This window comes from Burkholderia sp. ABCPW 14 (genome assembly GCF_001523835.1).
GTDB classification, from domain to species: domain Bacteria; phylum Pseudomonadota; class Gammaproteobacteria; order Burkholderiales; family Burkholderiaceae; genus Burkholderia; species Burkholderia mayonis.
The window spans coordinates 1-12806 of sequence record NZ_LOVS01000009.1 but is presented as its reverse complement, the minus strand read 5'-3'; the positions used below and the strand labels follow the sequence as shown (position 1 = coordinate 12806).

General features: G+C 66.2%; 9 protein-coding genes. 2 read left to right on the top strand and 7 right to left on the bottom strand.

From position 1 onward, the window contains the following. The first annotated feature begins 15 nt into the window (after positions 1 to 15). Together WS62_RS01895 and WS62_RS01890 are read left to right on the top strand one after the other, a co-directional pair. Complete coding sequence (locus tag WS62_RS01895; RefSeq protein WP_066567025.1) at positions 16 to 714, top strand: phosphatase PAP2 family protein; 699 nt, start codon at positions 16 to 18, stop codon at positions 712 to 714. Positions 715 to 1452: 738 nt separating this feature from the next. Further along, positions 1453 to 2838: a sigma-54 dependent transcriptional regulator gene (locus tag WS62_RS01890; protein ID WP_066567022.1), complete on the top strand. Its 1386-nt coding sequence runs from the start codon at positions 1453 to 1455 to the stop codon at positions 2836 to 2838. A gap of 60 nt (positions 2839 to 2898) precedes the next feature. On the opposite strand, the gene WS62_RS01885 is transcribed toward WS62_RS01890, so the two are convergent. The 7 genes from WS62_RS01885 to WS62_RS01855 all read right to left on the bottom strand — a co-directional run bounded on the left by WS62_RS01885 (position 2899) and on the right by WS62_RS01855 (position 11918). Beyond that, positions 2899 to 4863 carry an alpha/beta hydrolase gene (locus tag WS62_RS01885; protein ID WP_066567020.1) on the bottom strand — a complete coding sequence of 655 codons (1965 nt, stop codon included), beginning with the start codon at positions 4861 to 4863 and terminating at the stop codon, positions 2899 to 2901. Then, on the bottom strand, positions 4860 to 7379 hold the full coding sequence (locus tag WS62_RS01880; protein ID WP_066567018.1) for a glycoside hydrolase family 2 protein: 2520 nt from the start codon (positions 7377 to 7379) through the stop codon (positions 4860 to 4862). Before WS62_RS01880 ends, WS62_RS01885 begins: the two co-directional genes overlap by 4 nt. After that, complete coding sequence (locus WS62_RS01875) at positions 7376 to 8464, bottom strand: DUF1839 family protein (RefSeq protein WP_066567016.1); 1089 nt, start codon at positions 8462 to 8464, stop codon at positions 7376 to 7378. The genes WS62_RS01880 and WS62_RS01875 overlap by 4 nt, the downstream gene beginning before the upstream one ends. Further along, positions 8461 to 9435, bottom strand: a complete 975-nt coding sequence (locus WS62_RS01870) for an amino acid--[acyl-carrier-protein] ligase (protein WP_082720620.1) — start codon at positions 9433 to 9435, stop codon at positions 8461 to 8463. Before WS62_RS01870 ends, WS62_RS01875 begins: the two co-directional genes overlap by 4 nt. Beyond that, the gene (locus tag WS62_RS01865; RefSeq protein ID WP_066567010.1) at positions 9432 to 10655 is read right to left on the bottom strand and encodes an acyl-CoA dehydrogenase family protein; all 1224 of its coding nucleotides are present in this window, start codon (positions 10653 to 10655) and stop codon (positions 9432 to 9434) included. The genes WS62_RS01870 and WS62_RS01865 overlap by 4 nt, the downstream gene beginning before the upstream one ends. Then, positions 10652 to 10903 (bottom strand): acyl carrier protein, encoded by a 252-nt coding sequence (locus WS62_RS01860; protein ID WP_010101690.1) that lies wholly within the window; start codon positions 10901 to 10903, stop codon positions 10652 to 10654. The genes WS62_RS01865 and WS62_RS01860 overlap by 4 nt, the downstream gene beginning before the upstream one ends. Positions 10904 to 11123: 220 nt before the next feature. Further along, positions 11124 to 11918, bottom strand: a complete 795-nt coding sequence (locus WS62_RS01855) for a Crp/Fnr family transcriptional regulator (protein WP_066567008.1) — start codon at positions 11916 to 11918, stop codon at positions 11124 to 11126. Positions 11919 to 12806 lie beyond the last annotated feature (888 nt).

Sequence of the window (12806 nt, the reverse complement as noted above, 5' to 3'; positions counted from 1 at the left end):
CTTCTATCTGATGTGATGCGATTACTCGTTCTGTTAACCAATTTTGGCGACCCGTTTCTTACCGCGCCGCTCGCCGTCGCGGTGTCGAGCTGGCTCGCCGCGACCGGACGCCGTCGCGCCGCGCTGTATTGGGCGATCGGTTTCGCATGCGCGGTCGGCCTGGTCGCGTCGACGAAATTTGTCTACGCAGGCTGGGGAATCGGCATCGCCGCCTGGCGATTCACCGGCGTGAGCGGTCACACGATGCTCGGCGCCGCCGTGTACCCGCTCGTCGCGGCGATCTGCGTGCGCGACGCACACGTACGGCGTGCATTGGCGGCGGGTCTTGCGTTCGCACTCGCGATCGGCATTTCGCGCGTGCTGCTCGGCTTTCATTCGTGGTCCGAAATCGTATCCGGCTGGCTGCTTGGCGCGGGCGTCGCGATGTCGACGGCGAGTCGCTTGCGTCGCGCCGGAGCGCGTGCAGGCGACGCGCATGCAGGCGCGGTGCATTCGATGTCGATGCGTGCGGATCGCAACACGCACGTGTACGTCGACGCCGTCGCCGCACGACGTGCCGCGGGCGTTTCGCGATCGACGATCGCGTTCATCGCGGCGGCTTGCACGATCGCCTTGTCGTGCTACGGACGAAGCGCACCTGTGAGCGCATGGATTTCGCATGCCGCGCCGAAAATCGCCGAATGGAGCCGCGTCTGGCTCGACGATACGCGCTGAACGCGCGAGCCATATTCAAGCAACGCAGAGAAGCCACGCAGACATTCAACGAAATGACTCAACGGAATAACGCAAATGTCTTATCTCAATAAAAACCGGGCAGGCATCGATCGATCCGGAAGGATTTGTTTCATTCATACACAAACATTACGGCGCGGCTGCGCCACAATGGGCAGGCAGTGGTGAAGGTGTCCGGTTCCGCCCGTGGCAATTGCCCAATAAATGGTCAACGATGGTCAAATCAAGGTTGGGAATTCGATCGTAAAAGAGTGCGAATGGTAGAGTAACTTCGACAGTCGGCTTCATGAGCATGACGCAGTAATGCCATCCTGAGAGAGCGAGGTGATGAGGATTGCGCGGTGTGCCGCGCGATCTTTCCGGACGAGTTCAACAAGCCCGGCCACGCGGGCGATTCGACGCGTGTCGCGGCTTTCGGAGCGGAGCTTGCGTCACTTGTCCAAGGCCGCTTGCCGATCCCGCGGCGCGCCGCACGTAAAAAAACGCGGCCGAAACGATACGTCGCCGCTTTCTTTGCGAAATCTAACCTTCAATCAGAGACCAAAGAGGCATCTGACGTGCGCTCCCGAACGATACGAGCGGGCGCGTCCCGGCATCGTGTACGGGCGGGGCGCGACACGCTCCCGTCTCGCGCTGCGTTGCCGGCAGGCGGACGATTGTCGGCTTCGCCCACACATGGATTCGTCGAGTCACACAGTCAGTTCATTATCGGAGGCACCAGTGACGACTAGCGCGATCATCGGGGGGCTCTCCCGGAGATCTATCCGACAGCGGCCGCTGATTTACTGGACGCATCAGCCGTCGACGCTGCTGCGCCGGGAACTCGCGCGCCGCGACTGGAAGATATCGGTCGTCACGAGCGCGAACCAGGTGCGCACGACGGCAGGCGAAGTCACGGGCGGCATTCTCGATCTGAGCGCCGTGTCGATCGGAGAGATGAACGCGGTCGCATCCGTGTGCGCGTCGCTGCGCAACGTCGCGTGGGTCGCGCTCGTCGAAGCGCAACAGGCGAACGTGCCCGACGTGCGCACACTGCTGCGCGATTACTGCTTCGACTACATCACGCTGCCGGCATCGCATCAGCGGATCGCCGACGCGGTCGGCCATGCGTACGGCATGGAGTGTCTGTTCACGCCGAGCACGGCGCCCATCGCGTCCGCCGACCAGGGGATGATCGGCACCTGCGACGCGATGCTGCAACTGTTCGACACGGTGCGCCGCATCGCGCGCACCGACGCGCCCGTGCTCGTGTCGGGCGAGACGGGTACCGGCAAGGAGCTCACGGCGGCCGCGATCCATCAGCATTCGGCGCGCCGCGCGGGGCCGTTTGTCGCGGTGAACTGCGGCGCGATTCCGCCGCATCTGCTGCAGTCGGAACTGTTCGGCTACGAGCGCGGCGCGTTCACGGGCGCGAGCGCGCGCAAGATCGGCCACGTCGAAGCGGCGAACGGCGGCACGCTGCTGCTCGACGAGATTGGCGATCTGCCGCTCGAAAGCCAGGCGAGTCTCTTGCGCTTCCTGCAGGAGCGCACGATCCACCGCCTCGGCAGCAACGAACCCGTGCCCGTCGACGTGCGCATCGTTTCGGCGACGCACGTCGACCTGCGCGGCGCGATGAACGACGGGCGCTTTCGTGCGGACCTGTATCACCGTCTTTGCGTGCTGCGCGTCGATCAGCCGCCGCTGCGCGCGCGCGGCAAGGACATCGAGCTGCTCGCGCGGCACATGCTCGAACGCTTTCGCGCCGATGCGCGGCACCGTGTGCGCGGCTTCTCGACCGATGCGATCTCGGCGCTCTACAAGCACGATTGGCCGGGCAACGTGCGTGAGCTCATCAATCGCGTGCGCCGTGCGCTCGTGATGGCGGAAGGGCGGCTCGTCACCGCGCACGATCTCGAACTCGACCATTGCATCGAGGTCGCGCCGCTGTCGGTCGCCGCGATTCGCAAATCGATCGAGCGGGAAGTGATCGAACTCGCGCTGCTGCGCAATCGCGGGCGTCTCGCCGGCACCGCGCGCGAGCTTGGCATCTCGCGCGCGACGCTGTATCGATGGATGGAAGCGTACGGCATCGAGCGTCCGCGCAGCACAGCTTCGTCCAGTTGATGCGCCGGTGCGCCGGTGCGCCGCGGCGAAAGCGGCGCGCTCGTGCGAGCGGCATCGCCGTCAGGACGACGCGGCCGCATCGGCGGAAGCCGCGTGCGGCGCGCCGTGCCGCCTGCCTGCCGGCCGGATGCGCGGCTGCGGTCCGCGCGTCTTGTCGCCCCAGCCCGTCAACGTGTCGATGCAGAGCGTGATGACCATTTCGGCCGCCGACGTGCCGTACACCGAATGATCGAGCAGGCGGATCATCTCGACGCTCACGAGCGGCGAGCGCTTGAACGCGCGGCGCGGCGAGCCGAAGTAGCGGCTCAGTTCGTCGACGCCGGGGTCGAATTCGCCGTAGACGAGCATCGTGTGGACATTCCGGTCAGTGAGCGCTTTGATCAGGCCGCGCGGCGTGTCGCGTTTCGGTGGCTGGCCGAGCCGTTCGGCGAAGCGTCCTGCCGGCCCGCTCAGGCGCGCGCTCACGTGGCGACGCAGCGCGCTCAGCACAGGGCGCAGATCGCGGCCTTCGCGCAGCAGCCGGCGCCATTTGCTCCAGTCGCGCATCGACGCGAAATAGCCGCGCGCGGAGTTCGTCTGCTGCTTGCGTGCCTCGGCGATCGTGAGCCCGCGCGGCCAGATGAAGCGCGGCAGATTGACCGCAATCACGCCGACGGTCGCACGCGCATGCGCGGCCGCATGCAGCGCGGCGAACGCGCCCGAGCACACGCCGAACGCGACGACCGGCCGCCGGCAGCGCGCGCCGAGCCAGTCGGCGGCCGTGACGACGTCCGCGATCGCCGGATCGGAATACAGCACCACCGACTGATCGTCCGGCGCGCGTGCGCCGCTGTCGCCGATGCCTTCGATGTCGACCCGCAGCGATGCGATGCCGCGTTGCGCGAGCGTGCGCGCGAGTCGCACGCCGATGCGGCCGTCCGCGCTTCGCGGATTCGCCGCGGTGCTCGCGATCAGCAGGCACGGCGTGCCGGCGCGCGCAGGCGCGACGGGTTCGCACAGCGTGCCGACGAGGCGCTTCGCGCCGATGTAGACGAGCGTTTCGGCGACGCCGTCGAACGCGAACGTGATCGGCGCAGAGGCCTTCGCCCGATGTGCGGCGCGCGTTGCATTTGAAGCGTTCGCTGCGTTGGCCGTCACGGCGATGCGCGATGCAATCGCGATCGCCTCATCCGACGCCGGTGCGGCGGCCGTGAGATCGTTGCGCACGGCCGCAGCCGACTCCGGCTCCGAAGCCGACTCCGCCGCACGTTCGCCGCGCCCGATCCAGTGCGCGATCGATTCAAGCGCCGCGAGCGGCACGCGCGAGCGCGCGCCTTCCTGCAGCGCGTTCGGCCATTCCGGGAAACACTCGAGGTCCGTCGACACGCCGCGCGCGACGAGCGCGGCGCGCAGCGCGGGACCGTCGCCGTAGTCGGTATCGACGAGCAGCGCGGCGCGCGGCGGCGCGATCGTCGCCGCGACCGCGTCGTTCAGATCGATCTGCTTCAGATCGGCGACGAAATCGGCCGGGTAGCGATGGCCGAGGATGTTGAGCCACGGTTCTTCGTGATGCTGTTCGCGGATCGCGGGCGGCGTCGTGTCGAGCCAGCGCTTCTGCACGACCGACAGCTCGCGCAGATAGGCGCGGCCGCGCACGACAGGCGCGAGCGCGACGAATGCATCGACGGCGGGCGCGTCGTCGCCCGCGAGCGCGAGCGTCGCGAACGCGGCGCCCGCGCGCAGGCCGACGAGCGTGACGTCGTCGACGGACGCGCTGTCGCGCAGCACGGCGAGCGCACGCCGCACGCTCGCGACGCTCGCAGGCAGCCGCCCCGGCGCGAGATCGTCGCCCGCCGAATCGCCCGCGGACGGGTAATGAAAGCGCAGCACCCACATGCCGTCGTCGGCGAGACGCTCGGCGAGCGCGCGTACCACCTTGTGCGTCCACAACGCCTCGTGTCCGAGCGCCTCGCAAATAACGGCGCCGCGTCGCGTGCGCCCCTCATGCAGCCATCCTAAGCAATCGTCGAATCGAACTGGTCTCAATTTTCTATCCTCGGGCGAACGGTCTTGTTGGAATTCAGTGCGCGCACCTCGATCGCGGGCGGCGCAGGGCGAGCTGCGGGCGCGTCGGGTTGGTTGTCGTCGGAAGCGGGGGAATGAGGGTCGGCGGCGAGCTCGATTCGCGCGGCGGCACCCGGCGCGAGATGGAACCAGTCGAGGTCCGGCAGCAGGCCGGGCGCGACGACGTGCACGTAGCGCGCGAACGTGCGCGTCTGCACGTCGACGTGCCAGCGGCCGTCGCGATACGCGGCGCTTGCTTCGAGACCGATGTCGCCGCGCTCGAACACGGTCGGCGCGGTACGTTCCGGGAAGTGGAAGGCCTGCGACAGCAGCGCGCCGTCGGCCGCATACAGCGATGCGAGCACGACGTCGTGCTCGCGCGGGCCGAAGCGATACGCGTACGTGAAGTCGAAAAATCGTCCGAGCAGATCGGCGGCGTTCATGCATACGCCGGCGTGGGCGCCGATGCGCAACGCATGGTTCACGCGCACGAGGGGCGTCCTGCCGTCACGCAACGCGACGAGCTCGATGCGAGCGTCGAGCGGCGTGGGCGTGTCGTTGAGCACGTGTACGTCGAGACCGTTGAGCCCCTCGTCGGTCAGCAGGATCTGCCGTGGTCGCGACACGTGCTTGAACGCATGCCAGGCGGATTTCGGCCGGCCATGCGCGTCGACGAGGCCCCAGCCGGCGCCCGGCATCACGTCCTGGAACTGCCAGACGAGCGCGCCCGCGCACGATGAACCGACGCGCCGCCATTCGGACAGCGTCTCGGCGACGAGATCGGCGACGATCGCGCGCGACAGCGTCAGATAGCGCGCGGGATCGCTGCCGCGCAAACGCCCGGGCTCGACGCCGTACAGCGTGCGCAGGTAATGGTCGCGCACGTCGTCGAAGTCCCACGGCGCGCCCGGATCGCGCGGCACCGCGCGTTTCCAGCCCGGCTCGTGCGCGGCGGGCGAGCCGATCGAGGCGAGCGTCGCGTCGCACGGCACGTTCGCGAACGCGAGGCACTCGCTCGCAAAGCGCACGCCGGCGCGGCGCGCGTCCTCGGGCGGCCGTAGATACGCGCCGACGCCGTAGTAATGCGTGACGCCTTCGCGCGGCGCGAACGGCAATACGCCGCCGTGCGGCGAATCGGCGACGTAGATCGCATCGGGCCGATGCGCGACGCAGAGCTCGGCGAGCAACTGCTCGGTGAGCGGCGCGCGACGCTCGTCGGGGGCGAGCCCGACCATCGCCGCTTGCTGCGCGATTTCGCTGCCGCCGCACAGCACGGCGATCGACGGCCGCGCGGCGTGCCGATCGAGAAACTGTTCGGCTTCGCGCTTCAGCGACTCGGTGAAGCGCGAGTCGGCCGACGGATAATCGAAGTTCGCGAGCATGAAGTCCTGCCAGACGAGCAGGCCCAGTTCGTCGCACAGCGCGTAGAACGCGTCGGCTTCGTAGATCATCGTGCCGCCGACGCGAATCATGTTGCAGCCGGCGTCGCGCGCGAGCGTGAGCGCGCGGCGGTATGCGGCGGGATCGGCCTGCAGGCCAGCCGGGTCCGCGCTCGTCCAGCACGCGCCGCGCGCGAAGATCGGCGTGCCGTTGACCGACAGCGCGAAGCCTCGGCCATCGGCGCCGCGTTCGACGGCGAGCGTGCGAAAGCCGGTTTGGGCGAGCGCAATCGTCGCGCCGCCGACTTCGACGCCGACCTCGTACAACGCCGGCTCGCCGTGCGTGTGCGGCCACCACGGCGTGACATTCGGAATCCTGAGCGTCGCGCGCGCGGTGCGCGGACCGGTTGTCTCGAGCGCCGCCGCGTGCGCGCCGCAGACGAGTTGCGCGTGCGTTGCGTTCGCGAGCGGCGCGGCGAATTCGAGCGTCGCGTCGAGGATGCCGTCGCGGCCGTCGAGCGTCGCGCGCAGTGTGTCGCGCAAGATCGTCGGCGCGCCGGCCGGATTCGCGATTTCGATGGCGCGCCACGGACCGATCGGCTCGATCGCCGGAAACCAGCCGGGCATCCGGCCGAGGAACGTCGCGCGCACGCCGCGCAGCGCGGGCGTGTCGACGAGACGCGTGCGCCAGCGCGCACGGCCGTGCGGCGGGTGCGCGGCGAGATGCCGGTCGAGCGAGCGGAAGCAGATGGAGAAACGGTTCGCACCGCTGAGCGTCACGGCGACGTCGTGCGCGACGTACATGTTGTCCGAGCAGAGCAGCAGCGTATCGTCGAGCCAGACCTCGGCGATCGTCGCGAGACCGTTCAGGCGGACGATGCGCGGTCCCGCGCCGTGCAAGGTCGTTCGATACCAGTAGTCGCTGTCGCCGAGCGGATACGGATGCGCGGGATCGAAGCGCCGCGCGGCGGCGAGCGCCTGCGCGACGGTGCCGGGCACGGGCGCGGCGCACCAGCCGGCATCGCAGAGCTCGCTCGGTCGCGCGATCGCGCCAGCGGGCGTCGCGATCAACGTCCATTGGGCGGCGCTGTGCGCCACGCGATCCGGCGCGGATTTCATCTGACCGCGGAGACGGGCCTCGGCGGCACGTACAGCGTGCCGAATGGCGGATTCGGCTCGGCCTTGCCGGGCGGCGCGATTCGCGCGACGCCGCCGACGAGCGACGCATACGCGCGCTCGAGAATGTCGAGACTGCTTTCGCCGCGCTCCTCCTTGCCGCGCGCGCTCGCGCGCGCGAGACGGAATTCGAGCACCATCGATTCCGACGCGATCGTGTCGCATGCGGCGACGAGCGTGTCGAACGGGCCGCTGCAGCCGCTCGCTTCGAGCCAGCGCAGATAGCGGCCGAACAGCTCGAAGTTCGCGCCGAGCTGCCGCACCGTGTTGAACGAATACGCGTGGAAGTACGAGATCGGCTGCGACGCGATCGTCTTCGCGTCGCTCGCGAGCCGCTGGCGGAACGCCGCGATCGGATTCGACGTCGGCCGCCGCTTCAGATGGCGCGCCAGAAGCGCGAGCGACGCTTCGCACAGCTCGCGTTCCTCGAGCGGCTTGAATCGGCGCTTCGCGCATTCGACGTACGGCACGAGCTGCGACGGCGCGTGCTTGCCGAACAGGCCGTCGTAGTCGATGCCTTCCGCGAGGTAGTAGCCGCTGTTGTGGAAGTAGCCGACGCGTCGCCGTTCGCGGTCGATCGCGTCGATGCCGATCGTCGTCTTCGTATGATCGGTCTGATAGCTGTTGCCGCGCGTATCCGGCAGATACCACGCATCGACTTCGGCGAGCATCAGACGGCCGCGCGCGACCTGGTTCTCGACGTGCACGTCGACCGGCTCGAAAATCGCATGCTCCTGCACGACGATCCCGTACAGCGTCTCGAGATCCTCGAACGGAAACTTGAAGAACGAGAACTGGTCGCCCTCGAAGTCGAGCGTGATCGTAAACGGCAGCGCCGCATACGGATTGAGCCCCCACCAGCCGAGCACTTCGATCCACAGATCGACGTAGCAGTTGGTCTGCTTCCAGACCATCTGCGGTCCGTGCAGCGCATGCGGCCGGTAGTGCCGCACGCGATGCCGGATGTCGGTGAAGATCTCTTCGAGCGATGCGCCGTTCGCCGGCGCGTCGAGCAGGATGCTGCTCATCGATGTCCCCACAGTACGTCACGTACCGCCTGCGGCCATGCGTCGAGATCGAAGCCGTGATGCCTGAAGAGGCCAAGCGTCAGGCGTTCGAGGCCGAAGCCGACGCAGCCCGTGTGCGCGACATCGGCATCGGCCGTCTTGATGCCCCACAGCAGGCCGAAGTGGTCCATGTGGTAGTTGAAGCTCAGGCACGCGGTCAGGCGTCCGTCGTATTCGATCGGAATCAGGAGTTCGAACTTCAGGTTCTGGTCGCGCTGGCTGCTCGCGACGATCTTGCCGCCGCGGCCGAAGAACGGATCGTTCGCGAGGTCGATGCTGTTCGGCAGCCGCAACGCTTCGATCATCCGCGTGCCGCGCTCGATCCAGTCCTGGCGGAACGCGAGAATCTGTTCGGGCGTGCCGATCCGGATGTATTCGCGCATCCGGAACAATTGCATGCGTGTCGGATCGAGCGACGGCTCGTGGCGGAAGCAGTACGAGAACGCGTCGACGATCCGGCCGCCGGCGGGCAGCGCGCCGCGCTGCGCGATGACGGGATAGACCGGATAGCATGCGGCGGGCGTCATCACGACATAGGTCGGCTTCTGGCTCTCGGTCCAGTCCTCGCCGCGATCGAGGCATTGCAGCACGCGCTGCTGATCGTGCTCGCCGCCGCAGAAGCTGTGCACGGTGCCCGCGAGCTGCGGGAAGCTCTTCAGATATTCGCTGCGCTCGAACTCGGGGCGGCTCATCGCGGGTGGAAAGCGCAGCACTTCCGCATGCTGGTCGGCGCCGAGGCGCGTGATGTAGGCGTCGAGCGCGTCGACGACGCGCTCGAACTTCTCGCTGCGGCCGAAGAGGCCCTGAATGCCCGTTGAGATCAACAGCCCCGCTTCGACGAGCTCGTCGCGCAGCGCGTTCACGCCGTCGCGATCGATGGGCGCCTGAGCCGTTTCGGCCGCGCGGGCGGAAGGATGGGTCATGTCGTTCAAATCTCTCTCTCCAGCGTTGCCGGGCGCAACGCGAGCAGCAGGTTGGCCGTGTTGGCTTCGATGCGGTCGTTGCTGATCATGAGCGGCGCCGAATGCAGGTCGCGGATGTGGCGGCCGAGCGTGTACGGCGTGCCGTTCTTGTACGACGCCATCCCGCAGATCATCGTCGCGTGCTTGACCACGTCGAGCGCGGTCGTCGACACGTAGGTCTTCAGCGTGTTGATCTCGGCCGCCTGCGCCATCGACGCGGACCACGAGCGCGCGGCGCTGTGCTCGTGCAGGCGCAGCGCGCCGTCGATGCGCGCCTGCATCGCCTGCAGCAGCGCGAGCGCATCGGCGATCCGGCGGCCGGACGGCGGCAGCGCGCCGCCTTGCTTCTGCATCTGCGCGCGGAAGAACTGATGCGCGCGCAGGAATGCGTCGTTCGCAATGCCGGTCCACACGGCCGCCCACAGGATGTGCGACGTCGGCACCATGGTTCGCTCGGCGATTTGCGCGAACGGCATGGGGAAGATCTGCTCGCAGCGGCCGCGCGCATCGAGGGCGAAGCCTTCGCTGCAGGTGCCGCGCATGCCGAACGTGTCCCAGCCGCTGCGCCGCGTGAGCGTCGCGTTTTCCTTCAGCAGCGTGACGAGCACTTGCTCGGCGGCGGACGCGTCGCGATGGCGCCGAGCGGTCACGAGGATCGCGTCCGCTTGCGCGCCGTACGAGATCGTCGGCGCGAGCTTCGCGAGCGTGAAGGTGTCGTCTTCGGCTTCGATCGCGCAGCGGCTGTTGCGCAGATCGCCGCCGACTTCTTCTTCGGACGTCGCCGACGCGAGCAGCCATTCGCGCTCGGCGAGCTGCTCGACGAAGCGGCGGTGCCAGTCGCTCGACAGCGCGTGATCGACGATGCTCGCGACCTGCGTCTGATGCATCGCATAGATCATCGCGGCCGACGAGCAGGCCTGGCCGATGATCCGGCATGCGGCGGCGACGGCTGCAAGCGAGGCGCCGCGGCCGCCCAGTTCGGTCGGCACGAGCGCGCCGAGCAGGCGCTCTTCGCGCATTGCGTCGATCGCTTCGGTCGGAAAGCGCGCGTCGCGATCAACCGCGTCGGCGAAGCGCGCGGCGACTTGCGCGACGCGGCGCGCGGCTTCGTTCAACGTGTGATCGTCGACGAGCAGGGATTCGACGGCAGCGACGCGTGCGTTGCCGGTTTCGGCGTCGAAGCGCTTCATGCGGATTGCGCGGCACGCTGCAGATGCGTGACGGCTCCGGCAAGCGAGTCGATGCTCTGGAAGAGCTGGCGGTTCAGCATTTCGTCCGGAATCTCGATGTTGAAGCGCTTCTCGATGGCGAGCATCAGCTGAATCGTGTTCAGCGAAGACAGGCCCGCTTCGTAAAGGTCGTCGCTGTCCGCGATATGGTCGATCGACGCTTCGAGATGCGCGACGTCCTTGATGATTGTTCTCAATTCGTTTTTCATCTGGCGGCTCCGGCTTGGATGAGGGTCCCCGTATCTGCGGGCAAGACATATGACGCCCGCGTGGCGTACGACGGGTAGTAGACCATCGGGCATGAGGCGGTTCTGTTCGGCACCTAACCGACGCTGCCGGGCGTCGCGCCGAAGGCGGGAGCCGCGCGCCGCGCGTGCGGCGCCGGTGTCGTGCGAGGCGCGACGCTGCGAACGAGCGGCGCGCAACGGGCTAGCTGCGCAATTCGGTGAGCGCGCCCGATGCGCTCGTCGGCGCGGACAAAATCTTCTTCATCTCTTCGCGAATGATCGCGTGACATCCGCACGATTGCGCATCGAGCCCGGGCAGATCGACGAGGATGATCGAGCTGCGGTACTGGCGGATCAGCCCCATTTTCTGGATGTCGCCGGCCGCGTCGGTGACGGTTTCGCGGCGCACGCCGAGCATCTGCGCGAGCATGCTGTGCGTGACCTGGATCTCGACGCTTCGCGAGCGGTCGTAGGCGAGCAGGAACCAGCGGCACAGCTGGTTCTTCAGCACGTGATGCCGGCTGCAGAACGAGATCTGCTTCGCCTGCGCCATCAGCAGGTGCGTGCAGCGAAAGACTGCCTGGCGCAACTGCGTCGATTCCTCGAGCAGGTTCGACAGCACGCGCGCGCTGAGCCGATACGAGAAGCCGTCCCGGCATGTGATCACGCGGCACGGAATCGCGCCGTCGCTGCCGACGAGCTGCGGGCTCACGATCCCTTCGTTGCCTATCTCCGCGATCTCGAGCGTCATGCCGTCGGACGATGCGTACTGGATCGAGATGACAGTCGTGACGGGCAGATAGACGTGTTCGAGCGGCATGCCCGGTTCGCACAGCACCTGGCCGGACTTCACGTGCACAAGCTGCAGATGGCTCGCGAGCGTCGCGCGCTCGGCGACGCCGAGCGCTGCGAGGAAGCGGTTGGCGTCGGTGCGGTGCGGCAGCTCGATGATGCCGCCGGCCCTCGTCGCGGGCTCTTTGAATTCGCGGTAAGTCACGGTTTGTCCTTTCCGGATCGGAGATCCGGATCAACGGCGCAGAGCCTGGCCGGGCGCCGCGCGCAATCGGCCCTGCCTGGCTAGACAGGTACGATTTTTATTTGTTAATTCTGCTTGACGTTGAAAATGCAATTTCAGATTATCACGTCGGATTTTTTGAGGTTTGCATGCGATGCGCATTTCACAAATTTTGACATTTAGGAATATTCCTAAATTTATTTCGGACGAGCTTAATTGCCTCGAAAAATGATAATTGGTTTTACCATTTTTAATGGAACCGGTGCCTCCATTTTCGGTATCTATTTCCGATCCGGGAAAGCCGTTCAGAATTCTTTACCTTTTTACGGCGGTTAAGTTCGGTGAGCTTTTTGTGTTTTTGTTAAATTGTTTGTAATCAATGGTTTACATGAGATGGGTGGGCTGGATGACAGAGTGTGTCCGTCTCTCGCTGACTCACATCTGAGACAGTTTCCCGAGAACCGCCGCGAACACTAGTTTTATTGAGATGAAATGTTCACATCATTCCATTTTTGTCTGTAAAGGTTCGCAAACCGTTGTGACGAAAGGGCTGGGCGCTAAGCGGCAAGGGCTGCGTAAAGATTACGAAATTGTTAGATGAGACACCTGCTGTCGCTCGATCTGTATCAAAGTGTCCGCGAATGAGACGCTTTCGGTTGGTGAAAAAATATTCAGGTAGGAATTGTCTGGTCAATGTCTTTATATATTAAGGAACTGTACCAATTGGCACGTTAATCGCTTAAGGAAATTCTGCACAACTAGCCTTCGCGAGTGCTTGCCATGAATCGTCGAGGCAGCGAGCATGTAGCCCATGAAACAAACTGACCTTGGACTGAACTTGTCGACGAAGCGCACGCGCAAGCGGGAATT